The organism is Chryseobacterium sp. MYb328 (genome assembly GCF_037572595.1).
GTDB classification, from domain to species: Bacteria; Bacteroidota; Bacteroidia; order Flavobacteriales; family Weeksellaceae; genus Chryseobacterium; species Chryseobacterium pennae.
Map to the genome: position 1 here is coordinate 1 of NZ_JBBGZQ010000031.1, position 25879 is coordinate 25879.

At 34.3% G+C, this 25879-nt stretch carries 20 protein-coding genes; 4 read left to right on the forward strand and 16 right to left on the reverse strand.

Features of this window, described 5'->3' with window-relative positions; all coding sequences use genetic code 11:
* The 5 genes from WH267_RS22685 to WH267_RS22705 form a co-directional block, all read right to left on the reverse strand.
* Nucleotides 1–460 (reverse strand): RHS repeat-associated core domain-containing protein (locus WH267_RS22685; RefSeq protein WP_340011164.1); only part of this gene is annotated, 460 nt, incomplete at its 3' end.
* A 305-nt stretch (nt 461–765) separates the two neighbouring features.
* On the reverse strand, nt 766–1230 hold the full coding sequence (locus WH267_RS22690) for a hypothetical protein (protein ID WP_340011166.1): 465 nt from the start codon (nt 1228–1230) through the stop codon (nt 766–768).
* A gap of 9 nt (nt 1231–1239) precedes the next feature.
* Nucleotides 1240–4890 carry a DUF6443 domain-containing protein gene (locus WH267_RS22695; protein WP_340011167.1) on the reverse strand — a complete coding sequence of 1217 codons (3651 nt, stop codon included), beginning with the start codon at nt 4888–4890 and terminating at the stop codon, nt 1240–1242.
* A 67-nt stretch (nt 4891–4957) separates the two neighbouring features.
* Nucleotides 4958–7744, reverse strand: coding sequence for a hypothetical protein (locus WH267_RS22700; RefSeq protein ID WP_340011168.1), 2787 nt, complete (start codon nt 7742–7744; stop codon nt 4958–4960).
* 7 nt (nt 7745–7751) lie between these two features.
* A complete protein-coding gene (locus WH267_RS22705; protein ID WP_340011170.1) occupies nt 7752–9374 on the reverse strand; it encodes a T9SS type A sorting domain-containing protein in 1623 nt (540 codons plus the stop codon).
* A 626-nt stretch (nt 9375–10000) separates the two neighbouring features.
* On the opposite strand from WH267_RS22705, the gene WH267_RS22710 reads away from it, so the two are divergent.
* The gene (locus WH267_RS22710; RefSeq protein ID WP_115972220.1) at nt 10001–10843 is read left to right on the forward strand and encodes a M12 family metallopeptidase; all 843 of its coding nucleotides are present in this window, start codon (nt 10001–10003) and stop codon (nt 10841–10843) included.
* Nucleotides 10844–11062: 219 nt separating this feature from the next.
* On the opposite strand, the gene WH267_RS22715 is transcribed toward WH267_RS22710, so the two are convergent.
* The 5 genes from WH267_RS22715 to WH267_RS22735 form a co-directional block, all read right to left on the reverse strand.
* On the reverse strand, nt 11063–12994 hold the full coding sequence (locus tag WH267_RS22715) for a hypothetical protein (protein ID WP_340011173.1): 1932 nt from the start codon (nt 12992–12994) through the stop codon (nt 11063–11065).
* Between the two features lie 132 nt (nt 12995–13126).
* Entirely contained in the window at nt 13127–14530 is a 1404-nt protein-coding gene (locus WH267_RS22720; RefSeq protein ID WP_340011175.1) for a hypothetical protein, read from the reverse strand.
* Between the two features lie 245 nt (nt 14531–14775).
* A complete protein-coding gene (locus tag WH267_RS22725; RefSeq protein ID WP_340011177.1) occupies nt 14776–15333 on the reverse strand; it encodes an alpha-ketoglutarate-dependent dioxygenase AlkB in 558 nt (185 codons plus the stop codon).
* Complete coding sequence (locus tag WH267_RS22730; protein WP_340011178.1) at nt 15323–15793, reverse strand: hypothetical protein; 471 nt, start codon at nt 15791–15793, stop codon at nt 15323–15325. Before WH267_RS22730 ends, WH267_RS22725 begins: the two co-directional genes overlap by 11 nt.
* 114 nt (nt 15794–15907) lie before the next feature.
* Nucleotides 15908–16444 (reverse strand): hypothetical protein, encoded by a 537-nt coding sequence (locus tag WH267_RS22735; RefSeq protein ID WP_340011180.1) that lies wholly within the window; start codon nt 16442–16444, stop codon nt 15908–15910.
* A 421-nt stretch (nt 16445–16865) separates the two neighbouring features.
* Here WH267_RS22735 and WH267_RS22740 point away from each other — a divergent pair, with 421 nt between their 5' ends.
* From WH267_RS22740 to WH267_RS22750, 3 genes are all read left to right on the forward strand, one after another.
* Nucleotides 16866–17267, forward strand: coding sequence for a hypothetical protein (locus WH267_RS22740; RefSeq protein ID WP_123318816.1), 402 nt, complete (start codon nt 16866–16868; stop codon nt 17265–17267).
* Between the two features lie 32 nt (nt 17268–17299).
* Nucleotides 17300–17857: a hypothetical protein gene (locus WH267_RS22745; RefSeq protein WP_340011183.1), complete on the forward strand. Its 558-nt coding sequence runs from the start codon at nt 17300–17302 to the stop codon at nt 17855–17857.
* Between the two features lie 118 nt (nt 17858–17975).
* Complete coding sequence (locus WH267_RS22750) at nt 17976–18245, forward strand: hypothetical protein (RefSeq protein ID WP_115972213.1); 270 nt, start codon at nt 17976–17978, stop codon at nt 18243–18245.
* 159 nt (nt 18246–18404) lie between these two features.
* On the opposite strand, the gene WH267_RS22755 is transcribed toward WH267_RS22750, so the two are convergent.
* From WH267_RS22755 to WH267_RS22780, 6 genes are all read right to left on the reverse strand, one after another.
* Nucleotides 18405–19118 (reverse strand): hypothetical protein, encoded by a 714-nt coding sequence (locus WH267_RS22755; protein ID WP_340011185.1) that lies wholly within the window; start codon nt 19116–19118, stop codon nt 18405–18407.
* Nucleotides 19119–19520: 402 nt separating this feature from the next.
* Nucleotides 19521–19694: a bacteriocin-like protein gene (locus tag WH267_RS22760; RefSeq protein ID WP_185018740.1), complete on the reverse strand. Its 174-nt coding sequence runs from the start codon at nt 19692–19694 to the stop codon at nt 19521–19523.
* A 217-nt stretch (nt 19695–19911) separates the two neighbouring features.
* On the reverse strand, nt 19912–20943 hold the full coding sequence (locus tag WH267_RS22765; RefSeq protein ID WP_340011187.1) for an alpha/beta fold hydrolase: 1032 nt from the start codon (nt 20941–20943) through the stop codon (nt 19912–19914).
* 164 nt (nt 20944–21107) lie between these two features.
* On the reverse strand, nt 21108–21743 hold the full coding sequence (locus WH267_RS22770) for an NAD(P)H-dependent oxidoreductase (RefSeq protein ID WP_340011188.1): 636 nt from the start codon (nt 21741–21743) through the stop codon (nt 21108–21110).
* Between the two features lie 77 nt (nt 21744–21820).
* Nucleotides 21821–22645 (reverse strand): helix-turn-helix domain-containing protein, encoded by an 825-nt coding sequence (locus tag WH267_RS22775; RefSeq protein WP_340011190.1) that lies wholly within the window; start codon nt 22643–22645, stop codon nt 21821–21823.
* 77 nt (nt 22646–22722) lie between these two features.
* Nucleotides 22723–25878, reverse strand: a complete 3156-nt coding sequence (locus tag WH267_RS22780) for a DEAD/DEAH box helicase (RefSeq protein WP_340011192.1) — start codon at nt 25876–25878, stop codon at nt 22723–22725.
* Between the last annotated feature and the right edge of the window lies 1 nt (nt 25879).

Genomic DNA, 25879 nt, shown 5'->3' on the forward strand with positions numbered 1-25879 from the left:
ACTCTCCTCCATTAGCGAATACTGAGACTAAATCTTTATAAGCCTGAGTCTGGCCAAAGGTGGCACTCCCACCAAAATTGGTATTCCCACCTAAATTTCCAGGATAGAAGCTTGTACTCAACCTTCCACCACCGCTCAGCATTTGTCCCATTACACCACCACCCTGGCTTTCAATAAAACCTGTATACTCTGCCTGCATTGCCTGATAATCATAAGGGAGTGTCTTTCTGCCATCAGGGTCAATGAACATTATCGGATTATTTAATCCATAATTATATGGAGAAAATCTACGGGAGATCTCTGCCAGAGGATCGGCAACTCCCCATCTTCCAATGTCCGACATATAAAATCTTGCCCCATAATCATACATTCCCGTTTCCTGGAGCTCTTTACCATTATATTTATAAGAATAATGGCTTCCAAACTTAGACGTTCCTAATGATCCCTGGATATGATTCATCCCAAAAGGATAATAATTATTGGTATCGATAATTTCAGGAGCTCCTTCGCTGTTTTTAGCAAAACTTACCCTGGTATTTCCAAGGTGGTCTTTATACTGGTAATATATAATTATTTTCTAATTTAATAGAAGAAAACCATTGCATGATCGGCAATGGTTTCTTTATTATTTTACTGTTGAAAGCACAAGCATGATGCTCACGCCATCAAAGGGGCATTGTAGGCATTATAGCTTCCTAAGCTAGATAGAAGATTGTTACTTAAATTAGGTAATACAATACTCTAATTTTACATACTTATAAATATTCATAAATTATTCTCTTCAAACCATTTTACAATATCTCCTATTAATGATTTTCTGTTTCCTGTATTTTCTATGGTAGGATTTTTTCTTCTTTCTTCAAATATTTTTGCACGATTGTAGTGTCCCACAATAAATGTTAAGAAGGCAGAAATAATAAGGTATGTTATTATTAAGACACCTCCGTTTTTATCTTTTTGAAAATTATATTGTAAAAATCTTTTTGTTCTAACAAATAAAAGGTGATTGAGAATACCAATCAATAGCATACTAATTACAATATATTTGGTTGATGCAATTAATTGTATGTTATAAAAAAAACTTATTAAACCTATTATAGTTATTACATTAATACTTATAATCGTTGTACTAACTGCTGTAGCACTAAATAATGCCTGAAATTCATTCTCATTCTGCTTATCTTTATAGTATCTATAAATTCTGAACAAAAAATAATAATATGCTTTCATTTCTAAATTTTAATTTTCTCCCGGTTTAGGGAATAAAGAATTACCTGTTGAGTACTCATATAAAAATTTTCCTCCAAAATAAATAAGGCTTACAGGAGCACCCCATGGAGTAAAGCCAATAGCCCCCATTGCTAAATCAACACTTGCTTCTGTACCAGTAATATCCCCTCTTAACCATTGAGCTACAGTTACTCCCATTCCTACACCACCTACAACTTTTCCCGCTATAGAATACGCAGAAGTTGCTTTTCCAGCAGCGGCGTATCCGTTTCGAAGCCCTTGTACTCCTCTTATAAATTTACCATTAGCTCCTTTTTCTAGAATTTTGGTAGATTTGACAATACCTTTTGCGTCTACCCAATGGTACTTACTATAAATACTTTTTTCTAAAGCGTAATAGGCAATTCCTCCTGCAATCATGACATTACCAGTATGTCCCAAATCGAATCCTTTTTGAGTAGTACCAAAATTATAAGATGGTTCTCTTATCTCAGGAATACCAGAGCTATTAAGCTTCAACATATGCGCCACCATTTCCTGTGATGTATTTGCATCTCCTTCTGCACCTCCTGTCCACCAACTCATATAACCATTATGGCTACGCAGTGAATACTCTCCTCCATTAGCGAATACTGAGACTAAATCTTTATAAGCCTGAGTCTGGCCAAAGGTGGCACTCCCACCAAAATTGGTATTCCCACCTAAATTTCCAGGGTAGAAGCTTGTACTCAATCTTCCACCACCGCTCAGCATTTGTCCCATCACTCCACCGCCCTGGCTTTCAATAAAACCTGTATACTCTGCCTGCATTGCCTGATAATCATAAGGAAGTATCTTTCTGCCATCAGGGTCAATGAACATTATCGGATTATTTAATCCATAATTATATGGAGAAAATCTACGGGAGATCTCTGCCAGAGGATCCACCACTCCCCATCTTCCAATGTCCGACATATAAAATCTTGCCCCATAATCATACATTCCCGTTTCCTGAAGCTCTTTACCATTATATTTATAAGAATAATGGCTTCCAAACTTAGACGTTCCTAATGATCCCTGGATATGATTCATCCCAAAAGGATAATAATTATTGGTATCGATAATTTCAGGAGCTCCTTCGCTGTTTTTAGCAAAACTTACCCTGGTATTTCCAAGGTGGTCTTTATACTGGTAAATATAGCGGTTTTCTGCATAACTGTAAAAACCTTCGGCAGTGGGCACAAAATCCAGTTTCCACGTTGGTGTTAAATCAGAATCAGGAAAGATTGTGCCTCTATTTGTATAAGCCTGTTCTTCAAAAGCAGATTCTGTACGGCAGGTCAGACAGATCCCGCCTCCCTCAAAATAACGATACTGAAAACCATCCAGATAATCCGTAATCTTTGCAACAGGAGTTTCTCCTCTTCGCCCTCCCTGTTTAAAATAAGTTTTTCTAAGCTTAGTTCCATCTCCACGGTAAAGGTAATCCAGACTATAAGAATAGGTCCCAAAATCAGATGCTTGAACAATGGATAATCTCTGAGGAAGATTCAGATGATTATAAACAATAGACTGAATCCCTTTATCCTTCATATTGATCATATTCCCGTTTGAGTCATAATCAATCATATTATCCCCTCCTTCATAACCGGTATCGTTTAATGCGTATTCTTTTACCTGATTCAATCGGTTTCCTGTATACTGATAGTCAAGATCATCCACTTGTGTTACTGTAGTGCTGCCGGAAATTGGGATAGCATTTCTTTTCAATGTTTTTATATTTCCGTTCATATCATACGTCACCCTTTCATTAAAAGTATTATTGAAGGGAGTCGTTGAGTTCGGCTCAGAATATACAGCATCCCGAAGCCTGTTTACCTGATCATAGCTGTAATTATAACGTTTCAATATGCCTTCTGATGCATTTTTCCAATCTATTTCCGCAATATTTCCATTGTATTTTCCGGGAGCAACATTCGGATTTTGAGGGGTTACATATTTTATTTCATAACCAAAAAGCTTGCTCCCAAGATTTGCAGGGTCATTTATTTTGGAAAGCCCACCTTGGATATTATAGGTATAATCTATACTTTGAAGGGGATTAGCGATATCGATACCACCCACCTTTTTATTTTTGACCTGAGAAAGTTCATTGTATTCATTTCTGGATAAAATTTCTTCAGGCTTCTCATTGATTTTATGTTTGTGAACAAGTAATCTGTTTTGAGCATCATAGGTAAAAGTCTGTGTGATCACTTGTTCGGCATCAGTATCCAGTCTTTTATGATATACTTTAGACTGCTTCGTTAATCCTATAAAATCAAGCTCCAATTCTGTCTTGGTATAGCCTCCCAGGTGGTTAATAGAATTGGTAGCCACCACTCTGGATTTGGAATCATACCAGTTCCAGGTTTTGGTCCAGTCATCATTTTCGATATTCTTTACATAAGAAGCCGTAGGAAGATTTTTGGTATTCAGAGAAGCGGTCATGTCATCCTTAATAATATTTTGTCCCATGATTTGCGTAGGAGCAGCCGGAATCCCAGAAGGATAAGTATCATAGTAATTAACACTTAGAATAGATTCTGTATCCACCATAAAATAATTATTGACATAATAAACGGTCATCCCACTTTTGGTGAATCCCTGCGTACTTCGAGGTTCTGAAATGATATCATTTTTAATCAAATCTTGTAAAACTGCTCTTTTTGCGGTTGATACCACAATACCTGTATAGGCAACTCTTCCTAAAATATCATACTTTGTAATGAACCACTTGCCCTTCGATGCCATGGCTGCATCCTGGGTCAAGACCAATCTGTCGGCTTTATCATACACCATATACTCCCAGCCTTTTCCAGGTAGCTTTTTTTCTACAAGCCTTCCTGATCCGTCGTATCGATATTGATAACAAAGATTATCCTTTACCGTTCCATCCAAGGAAACAACAGAAGCCAATGGAGGAATTACCAGAACCAACTGTCCGTAATCATTGTACACATAATAGGTATCTATATTCTGGGTTCCATCATTTTTACGGGTTAGAATGAGCTGTCCTGCTGTATTTTTAAACTCAACGGTTATATTTCCATCACCATCAGTAACCGTAGTTTTTATCAATTGATTATTCGCGTAGGTTCCATTTTCAGTCACAGCAGAAACAGTAGCGCTATCACTCCACGAATTGGATACCGCATACTTTTTTACTTCTCCATTCATGTTGGCACTGTATTCTATCTGAACCGGATGCGAAGCCCAGTCATTTCCAATCGGAATCACTTTATTAACTCTGCTTAAAGGAGAGCTTTCCATCTGTTTTTCAGAGTAGATTTTTTCAGCGCCATAAATCCCCGGAGCATTAGCCAGCGGTGATGTATACTTCGCACCAGACTGTGTAGCCGTTTGCGGAACAGGAAGGTATTCTTTATTTATTCTCCCGAAATCATCATATTCTATATGGGTAACTATATCCTTTCCCGACGGAGTGGCTGCAATATCCACAAGTTGGGTATTTCTTCCCAGTCCATCAAAATATTGGACAGTCTCTGTTTTTTTGACACAGTTTTCATCAAGACAATTCTTGACATAGGTATAGTTCTCTGTAGTCGTGGTATTTAATGTCTGAGCCTGAGAATATCCCAAAGTCAACACAATACCCAGTATATTTAAATATTTTTTCATAGTTGATAATCATCATAAATTGTGAAACATGATCTCTGTAATTGTCTTATATACGATCATCGGAAAATCAATAATGTCTATAGTTATACTGATATTCACTGACTGTCTTACCGTTCCCGTCCATTATTTTTATCAGCCTGTTGAATGCATCATAAACATAAGTTGTTTTCATTCCGTTAGGTAAAATACTGTTGGTAACCCCTATCATCGGATCATAAGTAGAGGTGGTCATAACATAATCTTTTAGGGCAGGATCTTTACGCATATTCTCCAAAGCCTGTAATAAAACTGCTTCATTATCAGGATTATTTGCATCAGCATTGGATGCTGATACAGCAGCTATAACAGATTGCAATACTGATACCTGATTAAAGGAAAGCCCTTCAATCTTTGCAATAGGGTATGTTTGGTAATATCCCCAAATGGTAGTAACCGGAACATTATCTTTTCCACGTGCCTGAAGCAGATTTCCTTTATCATCATATTGCTCCATATACCCTTCTGTGACCTGATTTTGGTTCTGTGTATTAAAGCTTGTTACGGACGAAGGATGCAGAGATGAAGCAGCATCATACTTTGTTTCCGTTTTACCTACAAGAATTCCGTTCACTTTTACATCCGTCTGCAATGGAACAGAAATCATATTGGCATTAATAAGACGGGTGTTATTCAGATCTCCGGCATATTGTATTTTCTTTTCAGTAATTTTTCCATCCGGAGCAGTTTCTTTCATGGCTGACAGCTGAAAATTGGATGGATTAAATGTAAATTCTGATATATTTTGCAGTTTTGTTCCATTGCTGTAGTAAGTATTAGACACTGTTTTGGATGATTTCAACCAAGACGCTCTTGATTTATAGCCACCACATACCATATATTCATCTACTCCACTAATTTCATCAAATACATTGTCCATGTTTTCATCTGATAATAATTGATTTTGCTTATTAAAAGTCTCCATTTTCACCTTCACCCCTGAAGACACCATGTTGTAGTAAGGCCTGTACCACGATTGATTATTCAGAATGTAGTCATCAAGCGTTTTAAAATAATGTTTGGTATATCCCAGGTTACTGGAAGGTTCTCCATAAATTTCCTTGACATTTGTATAGATTATATATCTATCATCATAATCAATATCTTCCCCATGAGTGCATGTTTCGTTATAGAACATCTTCCCACTTGAAGAATTGGAATCTGTAAAAAGGTCGTAGTTATAAGTAATTGTTTTCTTTACTATTTTATTAGCATCATAATATTTTATACTTTTTATACGCGGAATTTTTACATAATAACTATTTCTAATAGGGCCATCAGTATTGAAAACGGCATAATTAGTGAGTGACCCATTACCATTTCCACTGATTTTAATGGTATAAGTACCTGTAGGCAGATCATAATTTTCTATCCAAGGACATCGTTTTTGATACTCAACCAACTTCTGTCCTGCAGAATTAAAGAGCTCATACGTTGGCGGGATAATAATATCCCCATGCATATTTTTAATAACATAGGTTTCATCAGCATTAAAAATCACACGGTACATTTTTTTCTTTGGAACCTGAAAGGTATAATTACGAGTAGTATGGGTGTCAAAATTAATGCTATCTACGACCTTTAAATATTGATGATTGGGTTCTCCAATATAATCATCAGACAATTGAGAATTAGCCTTATTTGCATAGATTTCTCCTGCTTCAAAATTATATTCGACCTGCCCTCCTTCTGGCAGTGTCATACTCTTTAAAGCAGAGACAAAATATTTAGGATTTATTGGTCTGGTATCGGTGCACACATAATCCCCGTATTTATTAGGATCGGATAAGGGTCCGTAATTGTTTAACGATTCACTACTATAGTCAAACGTTCGTTTTTCTATTTCCTTAAGGCTTTTATCCAATTTAATCAAGTATTTAAGATTACTATTCCAATAATCAAAGCTGTACTTAGAAATCAAATGTGAAGACTTATCCCATTGTGAAATCGTTTTTATCTTATAAGGATCTTCATTTTTATCAAATGTCTCAACATCCTGATCAAACACGTTTTCAAAAGTTATTTTACCATATCTTGTAGATATGGTTTCCAATTTACAATATTGATACAGCAGAACAAGTGACTGATAGCCTCCATATTTACTCTTTTTTTCATAGGTAAAATTGGCTATCTCAGTATTACTTTCATCTATAATCTTAGTTAAATAAAAAGCGGATCTGTAGTTAAATCCACTACTGTATCTAACATCAAATCGGGCAATACTATAATCACTAAAAACATATTTAAAACCCTTAGTATCAGTTATTGTAAATGAATTCAGGATAAGTGTTGCCATGTTAGAATCTCTGGTATATTCTATTTTAAGATTATTTACTGAGATATTATTTACTGTAAAAGTGTTATTTATAGTATCTCTTACAATCTTGAATTTCCCTGAATTCCCAGGGAAATTATAATAATAAATATCATCAAACTTATTTTTTTTGTAATCATATTTACTGGCATCCTGATATTTCTCATCAGGATCATTAACATTTTCTTTAGAAATGACCCCTCCTTTAATCATTGACCATCCAACACCTACTTCAGTTCCTCTTTTATTGGGTCCGGAGTTATATACGTGATAGTTTAAACTCACTGAAAGATTCAGGTTTTGATTTCCTGTGGGCAATGAAAATAATGGAAGGGATATATCAGGAACTCCTGTAGATAGAGAGACAGGCGTATTGATATAAGATGCCATAGAAGAAACTGATGGCACGGGAAATGAAGTATCCCCAAAGTTTCTTTGAGTAGATGAAGTTTGTGACCAACTCCAGTTAAAGAGTAATATTAATATTAAAAATATTCTTTTCATACGTGTTTTATTTCTTAATTAATTTAGCATTCGCTGTTTTATTATTAGTATCCGTTTTTATCGTCACCAGATAGGCTCCCTGTACCAAAGCCTGGGTATTAATCTTGGTCACATTGTTCTTTGTTTTCAAGCTTTGAAGCTGTCTTCCGCTCATATCATACAGCATAATATCAGCCTCTTTAAAGTCAAAGCCAATTTCTATATATGCATAATCAGATACAGGATTGGGATAGATCTTGATATCATACTTTTCAATCAGGTCATTTACCTGTTTATCACCAAGCTTTACAATCTTCCAGTTTTCTTTCCCTAATTCTTTGGCACTGGTTCCTGCCAGAATAATAGAACCGTCTTTGTTAAGTTTCAAATCTGAAAGTCTCTCTTCTTTCTGTCTGGATTCTCCGCTTACATGTTTTCGCCACTGTTCATTTCCGTTTCCATCCAGGTAGATCATCCAGAAGGTCTCATCATCTTTTTCTATTCTTCCTTCTGCCTGGGTATAACCACCTAACAGAATTCCTTTCGAGGATTTGTCGTCTCCTGAACGGATCACACTGGCTCCCATCAGAATATCACGGTTTTTGAAATTGTAAGATTTCTGCCACTGCTCATCACCTCTTTCATTTAAAGAAATCAGCCACAGATCGGTTCCCTCTTCAATTCCAACAGTCTTGTTTCCTGATCTTTCGGATCTGGATTCCCCACCAATGATATAACCATTTGAGGTTAAAGACAGCGTTCTGATATGGTCATCTCCTTTTCCACCATAGTTTTTTTCCCATTCTACTTTTCCGTTTTTATCCAGCTTGATGATCCAGTAATCTCCTTCACCGAAGTTGCTGCTGGCTTTTGGCGTCTGGCTAATGGCTGTTGAACTGACAGATCTTTCATCTGAAGATTGACTCTCAGGATTTCTTACCCCGAAATTCTTCACCTCGGAGCTTCTTGAATAAATTCCCAATAAGGCGCCACCATCTTTTGTAGGAATCATTTTCTCTACTTCATCCAAACCTTTTCCGCCTACTATCAATTGGGATCGTTCTTTTCCGTCTTTGTCGAGTCTGGTAATCCAGACATCTTTGGAGCCATATCCTTGGGAAGAGTTTTGTACATTCCCGGCTACAAAAAAGCCTAAATCTGTACTTTGAATGACTGCTTTAGCTTCTTCATCGGAAGAGGTTCCTAATGTTTTCTGCCAGATTTCATCGCCAAATTCATTGATCCGGATCAGCCAGATATCTGAACCTCCTTTGGAATCTTCTTTCTTATCCAGTCCTTTTCCGGAGTATGAGGTTCCTGCTAAAAGAAATCCTCCCTCCTGAGTGCTTACAGTGGCTGACAAGTAATCATGGTTATTTCCTGAGAAATACTTTTCCCAGGCTTCTTCTCCTTGTTGATTGAGTTTAACCAGATGGAAATCGTAACCATTGTTCTGTTTACTTCCTGAAGTTTGCCGTTTGTCGCTCTGGATAGAGCTTCCTGTGATAAGATACTGCTGATCAATAGTGGTGGTCACCTGGCTAAGGAAATCCTGAGTAGAGGACTTGACATCTTTCTGCCAGAGAACATTCTGGGCAGATACGCCAAGAATTGTGCATACAGTACATGCACTGAGATAAATCTTTTTCATTCCCGTGTTGTTTTTGAGTTTAATGATTAGTTTTCAAATTTTTGCAAATTTAACTTTTTTTAAATCACGTCAATATGATTTAACATATAATACTTCTAAACATGATGATATTTCTATCAATATTTGTCATTTCATATCATTCTCCTACAAAGCTACAATGCGACTGCGACAGAACCTGTCGTATTATTTAAATAAATTACAAAAGGATACTCAACAAATTATTGTATTTAATTAGTCAAGCTTTCAAATGCAACTCACACCCATGAGATATTCCCGCACTTAAATCACTCAATTTTGATTTTTGGAGACAGAAATTAACAAAAAAGGGATTAATTCAGTGAGGTTTTCAGCCATTATACCTACTCAATTTTGTGTAGTATACCGGATAATGATGTCAATATTGAATACTATACAATTAAAATTATAAGATTTTGCATCCATCAAATCCTTTTATATAAGGGCTATTCGGTTAAATGTAGTATCTATGTAGAACCAGTCCAATATTAATTTACAAAAGAAAAACAGAGGATGCTTTGTTTTTTATTTTAGTTTTAATTTCAACACAATAGGTTATCCATATTTCCTATAGTCTAAAAAAACATTAATCACCAAAAAACACCCACATTATGGAATTACACAAGAAGATCTTATTGGGATCATTTATTTCAATGGCTATAGTATCATGTAATACTACAAATGATAATGTAGAAGAAAAAAACCCACAAGAACAACAAACACTCTCAGCATTGCAAGCTATACCCCAGGCAGATATCCCTGCCGGTTTTGAAAAAACACAAATGTGTAAAGATGTTTATCTTCCTGGGCAGGATTATATTCCCGGAACAGCTTCAAAAGGAGCAGTCGTTACCAGTAAAAAATGGCCTAATGGCAGCGTAATCACTGTAAGTCTTAATGGAGGAACCACTAAAGTTCGTAACAAAGTGATGCAATATGCTAATGAATGGTCTCAATATGCCAACATCAAATTTAACTTTATCACCAGTGGAACAGCACAAATCCGTGTTACCTTCACTGCCAACGCAGGCTCTTATTCATATATAGGAAAAGATGCTCTTAGTATAGCTTCCAATAAGGAAACAATGAACTTCGGCTGGTTTAATGATTCAACAAGTGATTCAGAATTCAGCAGAACAACCATCCACGAATTCGGACATGCTCTGGGAATGATCCACGAGCATCAGCATCCTCTAGCAGCTATTCCATGGGATAAGCCAAAAGTATATGCCTATTATGCAGGAGCTCCAAACTACTGGTCTCAGGCTCAGGTAGATAATAACCTTTTTGCAAAATACTCAACTTCTCAAACACAGTATAGTGCTTATGATAAATTATCAATTATGCACTATAGCATCAGTTCAACGCTGACTACAAACGGATTCAGTGTGGGAAATAATACTGTTTTATCTCCTACAGACAAACAGTTTATCGCATCAGTATATCCAAAATAAGTAAGCTACTTATCTCCATATAAGTCTGCCCTGGGTAAAATCAGGGCAGACTTTGTTTGTTCACAACCGGTATGCAGCGGAATAGTTTTCAAATGATTTTCTGTAAGCGTCCGGAGACTTTGCAGTGAGTGATGACCTAAATCGTAGTTATTATATTCAAATAGTACTTTGTTCTAAAACTTACAGTCTGCTTAATGGCATAAGTAAAAAATAAAGTTTTTAAATCCCAAATTCGTCTCTTTCCCAAACACATAAATTCCTTGTTGGCAATCCACAATAAATAGCTATTTCCGGGCGGTCCAGCTGCGATTCAAGATCTACATCCGCATCCCATACAGCTATATTGACATCCTTCAAATTCGGTAAAGAGTTCAACACCCGTACGTCTGTAACTCTTGTATCTAATAAATCCAGACGTTCTAATTTTTTTAATGGTTCTAAACCGGAAATATCATCAAGTTCCATACTTTCCGAGAATGTCAGCCATTTCAAATTAGGAAATTTCGATATTCCTTTTAAATTAATCCTATTTTGAAGAACTGAAACATCTAATTTTTCAAGGGAAGGTAAATTTCCGAATGAAGAAAAGTCTTTAATTTCACTATTTTGCAGATCCAGAACTTTTAACTTTTTCAAGTCTTTCAATTGTAGCTCTTTTACCCCTTGAAGTTTCAGAAATTCTAAATTAGGAAATCGACTCAGTCCCTTCACTTTACAGTCATAGGCAGAAAACTGCAATCTTTTTAAGGATTTCATTTTGGGAAGTGTTTTAATATCAAATATTCTATCATTGATGATTTCCAGTGACTTTAAGCGTTTCAAATGTTCAAACCCTGTAAAACGTGCTCTTGAGTTAAAAATTAAAAATTCCAACTTTTTTAAGTTTCCTACATCAAAAATTGTCTTAGTTTTTTCAGTACATACAGATAGTTTTTTTAATTTTTTAAGTTTCATGATAGATTCCGTAGTTTTTACAGAAACCTCATACCCTATTTTTAAAGATTCCAGAGCCTTAAACTGTTTGATTGGATAGGTTGCCACCGCTTCCACAGATTCATAAAAAAACAGTTCTTTCAGCTGATTTTTTAACGGAAGCAGTTTTGAAAAATTTCGAGACTTTATATTACTTTCTCCATGGCATGATAGTTTAAAACAGGTCAAATTAGGAAAATCGCTAAAATAGTTCTGTTTTTTGATAACAGAATCACTAACATTTACGCTTTTAATCTGCTTTGCAATGGGTAAAAAAGCATCCACATAAAATGTAGAGTCATCCAATGAAAGCTTATTTACCTTTTCAAATTCCCTGAGACCCTCAATGGTTTTTCCTTTAAAATTGGTAAAATGGAAATGATTAATATAATTTTTGAGTGCCTGTACGTTTTTTAAATTGATTGACTTTTCCTCTTTAACGAAAAAACAACACGTAAGTTCTTTATTGGAAGGATTTCCCTGCTCCTTCATATCTTCAACAGTGGTACCGGTATCAATTTCAATTTCTTCAAGCTTCTTAAACTCAGAAAGCCCTGCAATACTTCCTATCTGACAGTTTATGAACTCAATGTCTTCTACCGATTTTTTAAAAGGTATAAAAGAAACATCATCAAACTGCGAGTTCGAAATACTTATTCTCCGAACTGATTTCTCTTTTATTTTTTTAGGATACCAGGTAAAGGAGATATTATCTAGCACCAATGTAGATAACCCTTCAATATTGTTTAGTTCCTGAATATTATCAATATGGCAGTTCTCAATCTCAAAGTGTTTATATCCTTTTCTAGGTCCAGCTGCCTGAAGGCCGTTCAAACCGCAGGCATCAAAGTTCATATTGGAAAAGCGCATTTCATATGGAAACTCCCTTATTGTATGACAATCAGAGTTTCTGAACGTCACATTATCTAAGTAGAAATAATTGCAATGAGCCAATTTCAGTAATTCGGAAAAATTAATAATAGTACAATTAGTGAGATATAATGTTCTCAGCTCGCTGAGATAAGGTAAAAATCTGGAAAAATCATCAATTATTAAGTCTTTGAGTTTTAAGCTACGGATAAAATCTGGTTTTTTATAATCAACTTCTGGATTTATACCCAAAATCTGCTTAATTTCTTCATCTGTTTTCGATGTTATGTTTACTTTGCCTTCTTTCATTTGGCCTGTTTTCAATTTCCGGTGATACTATTTAAGTATGGACTTCATTCCATTATCGGAATATCATTTCTTCTGATATTTCGACAGCAATTTTTCCTGGTGATGGTTAAGAGCAATGAGCGACAATTTTTATTAAGTACATTGAAAAAACTGTCGAACCAACCTTGTTTTTGGAGAATAATACAGATAATAGCTTCCGAACAGTATCCCTTCGTACAATTGGGCAATAAACACCATGGTATCTCCGTTTTCGTCCTTCAGTTCCGGCGCATCATAATCGGTTACATAGTCTCTATCCTGAAAAGGATCGCTTAATATATTCATATGATTAGCATCATAATCGGCCTGGATTTCTTCTTCTGTTTTCTCACGCATATAATCTGCTTGATCCCAGATAGGTTCCGTACCGGTGCTTAACAGTAATGAATCATATCCCATCTCCGTATCAGATGCAATAAAATAACGCGTTTTTTCTGGAATTTCTTCAAAATAGGTATCTATATCATTCTCGCACCTTTTGATAAACTCAGGGGTAAAATCTCCTGGTAACTTATCGTCAAAACACAATACTTCATAGGTATTATCTTCAGTTAATCTGAAATCTACCCAGTTATTAAAAACCGGCACAATCACAAAATGGAACCTCAGATCAGCATATTTTTTATGGGCAACGGACCCTGGAAAACTGTATTTAGGTAATAGAACCATCTGATGGAAGTAAGATGGATCGGTAAAAACTTTCGACGGATCTGAAATTTCTTCTAAAACATCTATACCCGGATTAGGATTTTCGAGTCTGTTAAAATAAATCTGATGCTCTTGCCTTCTCGAAGACTTAGAAAACTGACGGACAAGTTGTGTTTCCTTTGAATAAAAAAGATAATGTGAACCCGGAAAATTTGGCGCATACAAACGGCATACAAATTCTAAAGTATTTCCGTTTTCGTCTTTGAAAACAGGCAGATCATAATCGGTGGTATAATTGAAATCTTCATCAAATTCCTCATATTCAAGTTCTCCTTCTTTTTCAAGTTCATAAAGGCTTTCATTTTCCACCTCTGTGGTCTGCCTCAGATAGGTACTGAAATCCCACTTCACTTTCCCTGTAAGTAATGTTATATCTTCTTTATGATAAAAGGTATCCTTTTCACTATATACTGAAGGCTCACTATTTTGCTCAAAATAAACCTGCATGGCTTCGGTATACAAATCTACCAATTCAGAAGTAAGCTCAGGAACAGGCTTACCATTAAAGCCCAGCAACTCATATTTATTTCCATCGATTAATCTGAAATCTGCGTACTCAAAAAGCGTCGGAAATGCCATAAAATGAAAAGTTAATCCTTCCAATTCCGGTTTTGCAAGACTTCCTGGCAAGGAGAATTCAGGAATCAGAATCTTCTGTTCCTTGTATTTTTTATCTTTTTCAACTAAAGTTTCGGTAGGATAGCTTGTCAGTATTCTGTCAGGCTGAACAGAAGCAGTATCAGAAGAACCAGCTTTTTTATAACTGGTAAATTGTCTTGGGTTTATCATGGTCTTAGTGTTACAGGGTTAGCCGTTTTTTGGTTGTATTAGTTTATTACATTGAAAAATCCGTCGCAATATAGGAACTTTATCCATATTTTTTGACAGTTAGATTATTTCTAAAAGAGCGGTTTCATTTTTTTGTTTTCTAATATTTTTTTAAACTATTTGTATCAGTTTTTATTATTTTATATTCTTTTTCAGACTGTAAATTGATAAATAGCCTTCGGCTCTTCCTCAAACAGGGGACCTTTTTATTCTTTAATTTTCCGGAAAGTTATAGATATCCGTCTTTTTCGGGGGATTATTGTATCTGACCACTTATCATTTTTTACGGCTTTTATACCATGTTTCCAATGATATCTTGCCTCTCCACTTAACAGTAAAAGACTTTGGGGTTGTAATAGGATTTCCTGCTGTTCCCTATCTTTTGAAAACTGCATAACACAGGAAGATAAAAGGCTTACAGAGATAATAATATCCTCAAAGCAAGGTACACAGTCTATATGGTTGGATATTCCCTGTCCGGGTTCATATTCATTGATAATAACCTGATCAAAAGAATTTTCAAGGTTAAAATTCTTTTTAATCTTTTCTTCCAATGAAAGAAGCCAATTGGGCAACTCCCCTATTTTAAGGTCCTGATTAATGTTTTTTTTCTTATAATCATAAATATATCCATAATGCTGAACTCTGCGCTTTAAATTGGCATCCCATTCTGCATTATCTATTTCAGAAACAATCAGTTTTTCTTCTTCGGTACTTAAAAAATGATCCTCATAGACAAGACCAGTAATGATATTATTCTGCATCTTCAATAGTTAAAATATATTTTAAAAAACCTATGAAATCTTTGTAAACCGGTTGATATCCGGATTCCAATTCATTAGAAACCCAAATTGAATTTTCATTTTCTTTTGTGGCATGATAACCATAAAAAACAGTTTCGTCACTATTATCATAACAAAGATCTGCCAGTAAATAAATATCTGCGTCATTAAGTAAAGGAGAGGTAAGAAGACTGGGGTTCAGCCAATCATCAAAACTACAAATACCTATAATAAAATGATCTATATAAATATTGCAGCCTCCATATTCGCTTAAAAAATAAAAATAGGCATCATCTTTTATAAATGGAGCTTCTTTCATGATACTTAACGTTTCTTCTTCCCAAAGACGTTCTATCTTTTTCTCATTTAAAGTATCAACCCTGTACTTTGCAGCAATATTCTGCATAAGGTTATCTACCTCAATAATCTTTTTAATCCCCATATTTTTATTGATTTCTACGATTTCGGATTTATTTAGCTCATCAGAATAATAGTGTCAAGATCTTACTGATCACCTATTTCAAACGAAATGTTTTTATCACAATTCACATCAAATTTATCTTACACACTTTAGAATTTCATCTATCTTCTCTATTTCCAATTCGTAAGAATTTATATTTATTCTTTGATACAAATTTTTACAGGCATTTAGAAATTCTTTAATAAAGATATTTTTGTTCAGATAAAAAATATCTTCATTGCCTATTTTAATTCCTATCATTTCTTTTTCTTTTGTTACAGTAACATCAACAGGCTGATCCGGAAAATAAAATTTTTCAGATTCTTTATTGTTCCGAGTTATCTCATCAATCGAATGAATAAAATATGAACATAACTGATCCAGTAAATCCCAATATTTAAATCCGATGAGCTCTTTTCCAAAATTTGTGATGTAAACGGCTCCTTCTATATAAAAATCACCATCCGTTAAATATTCCCTCAATTCACTTTCATTCAATTCATTAAAACGAAGAAAATAAGATTTCCAGTTCTGTGAGATATTGTTTAAATCATCAATGACAATATGTTTCTTTTTTAAGAAAAACTCTACGTGAATTTCTTTATTGTGTATAAAACCGGCTGACTCTTCCATCTTAAATCTTAGTTTACATAATCAAGCTTTAGATTATTGGTTTATTTTAGCTGTTCAAAATAGCGATTAAGCTCTAACTTTAATTAATCTTAATGTAACTTTATGACTATATTTTTTCGCAATATAACAAGTTTCATTGAAATTTAAGATCACTATTCTGAATTTTGGAAGGCTTAACGTAATGGTGAAAACATAGAAATCAACAGTATCTCCAAGTTAAAATCACCTGAAGAATAATCTGATATAAATGTCTTTCTTTTTATAAGCAGCGTTTTTTTAATTTAATATTTTTTCCAAACAAAAATTTAGCTGATATTGCAGAAAATATCCCATGAAAATGTAAAGGTGCCATTCAGAAAAAATCAACGGTAATTATCCGAGTTAAAAAGCATCAATACATCATAAACTAAACCACGGAAACATGAATACAATTAAGATAAGTGTAGATATCAAACAGACAGAATCAATCCTGTTATTTACGATAACCGTACATAATTTTTCTGAAAAAATTATCTACTCCAATATCTCTGATGATTCGGGAGGCTTCACAAGAAGAACTGTTAATTTGTATGATGAGCATCAAAATAAAGTACATAGAGGCGTCAATTATATATCACCCACTACATACACTGAGAATGTAATTGCCATTGAAACCGGGGCAACTGCTCAATTTGTGATACCAGCTAAGCTTGAAGAAATGTATGATGAATTATTTCTCAATTTTAGAGGAGCCAATTTCAATGTTACCCAAAATAAAACCTATTATTTTCAAATGGAATACTTTGGCTCAACATCCGATATGATTCCTTTCAAAATTAACTAGAAAACATAGTCTGTCACCAATACCATCATGAAATGAATACAATATATGAGTCTAAAAATCTGGTATTAGAAGTAGAATTGTGCCACAATAACTCTTTTAATAACCTATTTGGTACATTAAAATGGATTATTGACGGAAGGGATATTGCCAATAAGGATGAAAACAATCTAAGCTATTTTTATGTTGACTGTGAAAGTCTTAAAGCAATATTAGAGGCAAATACAACCATTAAAAATGATTTATTTTACATATCAGACTCACTCATCTTACAGCATTGGAAAGAATGGGAAGATTTTATGGACCTTATTACAGAAGATCCCGAAATAGAAGGTACCGAAAATGTCATTTTTTTTGATCGGAATTATTTTAAAACAGGTAATATATTGACGAGCTTTTTTTTTGATGAGATCATGATTTTTTATACTCTTGAAAATAATATCATAAAGTTTAAGTATTGGTATAAACAGAATGGTACTGAAATTTATGAAGTCCAGATACAAAAAGATACACTGATCGCCTGTACTTCTTCTTTCCTAGCGTTTTTTAACGATATTAATCGGGCTTTATTCAATTCTGTTTCTAAAACCTGATAGAGTTGGTTAATATTAATACATTTGCCTTAATGTAAGGAGCAAGATCTTTTACCCAAGAGCCGGAAACCATTATGAAAAATACACCATTGACCCTAATCCTGTGCTAAAAGAAAAAATGAATAGAGAAAAGTTTATTTCCAAAATTCAATCACACAAATCGTGTTATTACATTTACAATGAAAACGAACAAAACGAAAATACTGGCTTAATAAAGGTTTGGTTATATAACGATCAGATTATTTTAACCTGGGAAGAATGTCCTACGGGATTCGTAGATGATGAATCTACTTATACAAAGGATGAATTACATAATTTTAACAGTTTTGAGGAACTTGAAGTTTTTTTTAATGATAATAATCTCTTTTATTCTAATTTCAAATCCTAATAAAAATAGTTGATGTTGATACAGCAGACTTACTGCATCTTCTAAGGCGTTATACATTCCTTGAAATAGCAGTGCTTTTAGCAATCAGAGAAATGGAGAATAATGATTTTTATGGTCATAACTCTATTTTATCGGCATGTTTTGAGATAATTTAGAAAATTATTTATCATTTTCTACTGTTTTTAAATCATTGTACTTAAATAAATCTTGGAATTCAAGTATAATATATCCTGTATCGTCACCATTTTTGGGAACTACTTTATAAATGATATATTTATCATTTGCATATTGATAGGTAATATTGGTATATTGTTTTTCTAATTCCTTTCTGACATTTCTAAAATTTATTATTTGATTATCATCTTTAATTATAGTTAGTATAGTGTCTATAGCTATTGAAAATATTACGGTAAATATTAAGAGATAAATTATTTTTGATTTTCGAGTTTTTAGATCTTTTCTCTGAAATTTAAATAATAGAAAAATTAATATATTACTTATAAAGTAAGATAAGATAAAAAAGAAATAATAGATATCTTCTTGATAATAAAATATTAATGTAAGCGCAAAAAAACCAAATAGAGTTAGTAATAAAAATGTAATTCCAGCTTGCAATCCTAATTTTATAAAAGAATAATAATTCAAGACACCTATAAATAATAAGGGAAGACTTACAATAGTAAGAATTCCATCAATAATTAATTGAGAAACTGAAAAACATTTATTAACTAGAAATGGGGAAATTTTAAGAATTATAAAAAACTGAGTTAAACCTCCTAAAATTGTAGGCGTAAATATTATTAAAGGGAGATAATCTTTAAGGAATGTTACCCCAACATCAACTTTAATCTCTTCAATTAGTTTTTTGATCATATATTAAAATTATAAAATTAGAAGCTTACATAGGTTCTAATCAACTATTTTTTTTCTAAAACATTAATAATTTTTAATAAAACTATGGTAAATACTACATATGAAGTCAACATAATTTCCTTCATTATCCCAACTATGCTAATATAATTTTATAAGTACACAATTGTCATGTTAAAAAATATTGTTTAATAATTTTCTATCAGAGTTTCCGAACGTATGCCCCACTATTACAGTTTGAAAATATTTGTAATCTATAAATTAAAGAACTTTATTGTATATAGAAAATAATTTTATATTTTTCTATATCTGAAAGGCTTTAGTCTCTCAAAAATATAACAAAAGCCACCTAGAAAAGGTGGCTTAATTAATTGTTTTATAATCAGATATTCTGAAAAAAATTAGTTAGAAATTTCTTATGACAGGAACACATCCGCAAGCACAGTCCCAAATGTCCTGCTCTGGAATACATTCATAAATAGAAGCACACATATAAATATATCCCACTCTGCAATAAGTTGGGCCTGCTCCTTTGATAGACTTCATACTGTCTCTTGTGATTTTCTTAAGATTTTTCATAGTTGTTTATTAGTTTGTTAGTTTTTAGAACATATCGTTCTCATTTCCAAATATAACTAAATAAAACTAATTTCAAAATATTAATATATTTTATTACCAACAAAGATTACTTGTAGATTATTGAGTACCTGTTGTTTTTAGTAACATCGGCATTTCTTTCTTTAAATCTCTAAAAAAACTTTATTCTGGACACGAACAAGATGCTCGCATGAAGGGTTTAATTTTTCTTTCCAGTATTTTCAGCTAATAAAAGAATCTCTTTATTTATTGCATCAGCATTTTCTTTTTTCGTAATGATAGTACCATGACTGGCGTTCATAATCATTTGTTTTCCATTGGAAGAGAGTTCTTTTAGTTCTTTTTGCATGTCAAACCATAATTGAACTTGCTTTTCAGGGTCAATTCCTGATTTTCTGTATTTTTCTTTTTGGGATTCTTTATACTGTTCTGTCGCAGTAAAAACCAACACAGGTAGTGAATCTAAAGCCTTTGCTTTACCAGCACGCTTCAGCACATCATTAGTAACTTCATTCTCTCTTAAAAACATACGATAAACATCACCAGAATAATTAGTAAGCAATTGTGAACGGCCATACAACTCTTTAGGTAAACCATCACCTTGATATGGTGCTTTACCCATTGTTTTGTTATAAATACCCAAAATACCTAAATCGGCAAGGATAGATCCTATTTTCAATAATTTTGCCTGCCCTTCAGGAACCAATTCTTTTTGAGCTAAGCGCTTCCATTGTTCAGGATGACTTGAATCTATGAAAACAATTCCTTCAACTTCGTTTGGATAAAGATCTCTAAATATTCTACTATAAGGACCTCCCATAGAATGACCAACCAAAATATAAGGTGGTTTTTCACCAACTTTCTCTAATAATTTATGAAGCTGGTGTGCATACAACTCAGGAGAGATATGATCACTATTACTAGATTCGCTAAACCATTTTCCATCTCTGTCATACCGGATAACTCTTGTTTTGTCTTTCAAACCTTCTGCTATCCAGTGCAGCATATCTGTATTGCTGTGTGCCCCAGCTTCCATAATAATGGTAGGCAATGATGTTTTTTCACCTTCTACCCGCACATGAATATTAGTACCATTAACATTAACTAATTTACCTGGCGGGACTGGTTTTGAACTCAATAACCGGTAACACATCCCAGAGAGAAATAATAATATTAGAATTCCTACTATAAGCTTACCAGTAAACTTCAGTATTTTCAGCGTTAATTTCATAGTTATTTTTAAATTTCATATTGACTAATGGCGGAAATGCCGAGAGAGAATCTTTCAACTACAATAAGCCTAAGGAGTCTTTGGAATGGGCATCGTTATTAATTTTGCGCAAATATAACAAAAAAGCCCTCGGAAAAGAAGGCTTATGTATGATTGTGGAACTGCTATTTTTGCCAGTGAGGTATTTCTTTTTCTATTTCCTCTTGCATTTTATCATTAGGTTTGCTAATGGCATAAGCATCAACTATTGCCGTTTTCCATGCCTCTATAATCTCTGCGGTTGCACGGTCAGCACGGTCAAAAAAGAAATGCTGTTTGATGTCGAAGCCGCAATATGTATAGATACCTGTGTCTGAGGTGAGCTTTAGAGCGTCTTCCATCCCTGTTTCCTGATATTCCGTTTTTGATTTCCCGTGCGAATTGATAATATAAGCGGTCTTACCAGTCAAAAGTCCTTTTTGTACACCGTTGTCGTACCGATAGGCAAATCCATAGCTAAATACCCTATCGATGTACCCTTTCATAATGCCCGGCATACCCGTCCACCATATCGGATAAATAAATGTTACCACTTCCGCCCAGGCAATGTATTCCTGCTCAGTTCTGATGGCTTCACTAACAATGCCTTTGCGTTGTCCGGCAATATCTTCAAGGGATAACACCGGATCAAAATTAATCTGGTACAAATCCCTGATGACAACTTCATGCTTTTGTTGCAGTAATGTTTCTTCAACCGTTTGTTTAAATAGATGATTTAAACTTGCCTTATTAGGATGGGCATAAATAATAAGATGTTTCATTTTGTTTGTTTTTAAGTAATTGAACAAAACAAAAGTAGGATGATAGCAAACGGGAAAATTGTAAGAAAACGAAAAGGCTATTCAGCTGAAGCCTGGCAAATATCTTGCTGGAACCTTACAAAATGTTTAGGAGAAAGATTAATGAAATGCTTAAAATCGTGGATAAGCTGGCTTTGGTCATAATATCCGCATTGATCTACAACTTCAAACCAATCCACATTCTTCGATGACAAAAGAACTTGTTCTATTTGTCTGATTGCTTTTACAAAACGTTTGTATCGGCTGACTTCTTTGGCACTATATCCAAAATGCTTTTTGTGCATCAATTGTACATTCCTTTCAGTCTGTCCGGTTTCTTCTGCAATAGATTTGATAGGATTTAGGGTGTCATCTTTAAAATTAGCCAGCAAAGCAGAAGTAGAGTCCTGCAATTTTAGATAGGGTCTGCAAAAATCGAGAATACAATCTACTTTATCTGAAATGTTTGGGATGTCATTTAATTGATGCCATAAATAGGTAAAACAATTTTCTTCCATTACTTCATCAGGGTCTATTGGCAGATGGTCAGAAAGAAATGCTTGGCCAAAAAAGCGATAAAAAGCATCACCTTTGAAATTAGCAACTAAAATTTGCGCTCCGGGAGTAAGGGTATATTCAAAAGCAGATTTTATAGGACCAAGTACGATACATTTATCTACTTCAATTTCGCTTTGCGCGCTGGAAACCAACCGGGCTTTAGTACCGAAATTGAACACCATAATAGTCTGAAAAGATGGCAGCAAAGTTTTGATTATCGGACTTGTCGAAGTGTTCTCTGCAAAATAAAAATGAGAAAACACCGTCTCAAATTCTTTTGGAACGGGCAGTCTATAATGGTGATAGGTTTGGTTGTCTGATTTCATTATTGGTTATGCAGCATATTTATAATCTTGATCAGAAGCAGTAGAACCTAAATCAGATACAAAGTTTACAATCTCAATCATTGATTAAAGGCCAAATGCGTTTCCACTCGCATTAATAATTGGTTATTCTTCTTATAAAATAATTTAGAAGCAGAATCAAATCCCTCTCTAATACAACTCGCTAAAACTCTGATATCCCAGGAAATATCTATATTTTCAATTCCACTTTGTTTTGCTTTTTCCAATAAAACAATGGATAATAACCCAATTCCAAAACTTAGTTCAGGCACAAGCCGATTTACGAAATTCCGTGCCTTACTCAAATAACCGGTTCTATCGGGTCTATTTAGATTTGGAATTTCGGCATCTAACTTATTTAAAGGAACACCTTTCACATAGTGCTTAAGTATATCTGCTAATAAATCAATCCTATTTATTATATCTGAAACTTCTGAGTCCGTTTTTAATCCAAGAGCTTTCTTAATTTGTTCAATTGTAGATTGCTTGGTAAAAATCTTTAACAAAAAAATCGGATTAGCCTTTATCCACACAAAAAACCATTCAATTAATGCTATTACAGATTTAGATAAAAGATTTTCTATGCCTTCCAAATCGATAGCATTTCCCAGCTCGTATATTACCAATGGTTCAACTCCTGTTTTAATTCCTATCTCCTTTTGCCATAAATATTCATCTGTCAAACTATCCAATTCATTTCGCCTGTCTAACAAATTTCTAACTTGTTCATCAAATTGGGCTTTAGTTCCCATTTCAGCAGCTTTATAAGCATAAAAAGATTTTCCTAACAAATCTTTACTACCCGTATCAGATAAGTTCTCCGGTACAAACCTATATAATATATTCGTTTGATCAACACTTAACTCGTCCCTATTCTCTTGTATTGTATCTAAAAAGTATTTCAAAGGATCTTCTATTGTGAGACATTGATCTCCTTTTGAAAATACCTCATTCTTTAGCTGCCACCATCTATGAGAAATAGTAGAATCTTGGATCGTAACAATCTTTCCTGGAATCAGAATAACAGCACCTTGGGACGAGAGCCCAGCTCTTCCGGCTCTTCCGGCAGCATTTAGCAATTCATGCGGATCTACTCGTTGTCTATTTTCTCCATCTTCATCATAGCGATCATCTCCGGCAATAATAACTATTTCGGCAGGCAAGTTAATCCCTTGGGCAAGCGTCGCTGTTGCGACGAGAACGATTGAACCTTCAGTGGATTTAAAATAACCCTCGATTAAGGATCTTTCCGTGGGTAATAGTAAACCGTGATGTACTCCCACATTTTTACAATCATTGAAATAAGAGTGGTTAAAATTCCCTAATTCGAAGCTAATGCTATCTACTAACCGCTGATTGGCCTTAATATAATCATCATATGTATTATTTCTGTCAGCAAGAGCTTCCGCAATTTTACGTGATGTTGAGTTGGTTATTCTCGGATCATCAACAAAAACAAGTGTTTTAAGCCCTAGGCTAGAAAAGTGTATTGCTAAGTCGGCTGCAATAAAATTTCTATTGCTTGTCAGTTGCCATCTATTATTAATTCCCAAAAATGTACTATGACTAAGAATTTGAGATTTTAGATAATCATTATCAGCTTCTGTTTCCCAAATATTTTTTAAACTAAAAAAGCAAAGGGGATCAATAATCATTTCCCTTTTAAGTTTAGCAGGAGGAGCTTGGGTTGTAGCAATTTTTCTATGTTCGTTAATAATTTCATTTAATTCCTCAATTTTCCGTTCCTCAAATATTAAGCATCCATGAAGTTGGCGTGTCGGTTTCCAGGTCGAACTAAAAACGTAGCATTCTCGGGAAGTAACCTCAGCAAGCCAAGAAGCAATTTCACCGCCATTTTCAACCATTGCCGATATTAATAAATAGTCAGCATGAGAAGCTAAAGTGAATATGGATAAAAGGCAGTACATCGCATCAACAGATCTTCTATCTTTTCTTATGTCTGTGCCATGTATTAAATGAAACTCATCAAAAACAACCAGTCCGACTCTACTGAAAAAATCAGGATTAATGTTGAGAAACGTTAAGCATCTTTCAGGAGTCATGACAACGATTGGAAAGCTGTCAATCTCCTCAAAATCTGTAAACTCGCTTCCAAATTCAATGTTAATGGGTTCAAATTCGCTAAATAGTGGCCGTAGATTTCTATTTACCTGATCCTCTAAAGCATGGGTAGGAACCAAATAAATTACTTTTCTTCCGGAATATAGGCACGATGCGATCTTTAATTCCGATAAAGTTGACTTCCCAGCCCCCGTAGGGAATGTTAATACGGCAGATATTCCCGGATCTAAAAAACTAGTATTTACAGCATCTTTATGGTTCTCCCATAAATAAGGCCGATCTTTTGCCAGTTTTCCCAAAAAGGTCTGCCAACGTATGGGATCAACACCTGATGGAGGAGGAATATCAATGATTGCTCTCGTGAATATATCTTCTTCTAATAGTTTTAATAATTTTGCCAGACGATAAGGACCTGAAAAAGTACTTCTTTGTTCAAATAGGCCGGTGTCTGATATCGAAAGTTCTATTACTCTCTCAAAATGATTTTGCCGTTCCTCCGTAAATTGATGAACTAATCTTTGACCTATTTGTACCATACCAAGCCCTACCTCTCTCCATAAGTAGTTTAGAGCAGTTTGCGCCAAATCATCCACATTAAATATCTCTTCTTCACTAAAGGTATTTTCAGCTATTCCCACTACTTTCCCAGTAGCTAAAGAAACAATACATGAAATCAACTGCGTTTCCGTTCGGTCTTCTGTGTCACTTCTTATTATTGATAGAGCTGTTTCCGCAGCATCAGCCTGACTATTGCCAATTAAAAAAAGAATAATTGATGCTATAGACGATGATATAGAGTCGCTCTCCAATAACTTTTCAGGTTCTTCATCGTTTAATCCCATCTTATGGATAAGATTATTTGCTGTGGCGGCAACGAAAGCAATAGATTCTTTTTGCTCATGACGGGGAACCGTGAGCAAAATAGTTTCAAGATTGTTTGCTAACTTTCTCAACAGTTTTAACCCAGATACCAAAAGTTCATCTTGAAAATTAATGGTTCCATCTGCAACCTGACGTTTTAAGCTGACAATCTGTGCATATATTCTGGTTAATTCCTGAGGAAGTCTATTAATGTCAATATCTCCAATATCAGGAATATCTTTTATCTTTTCTTCGGTTCTACTATTATACATA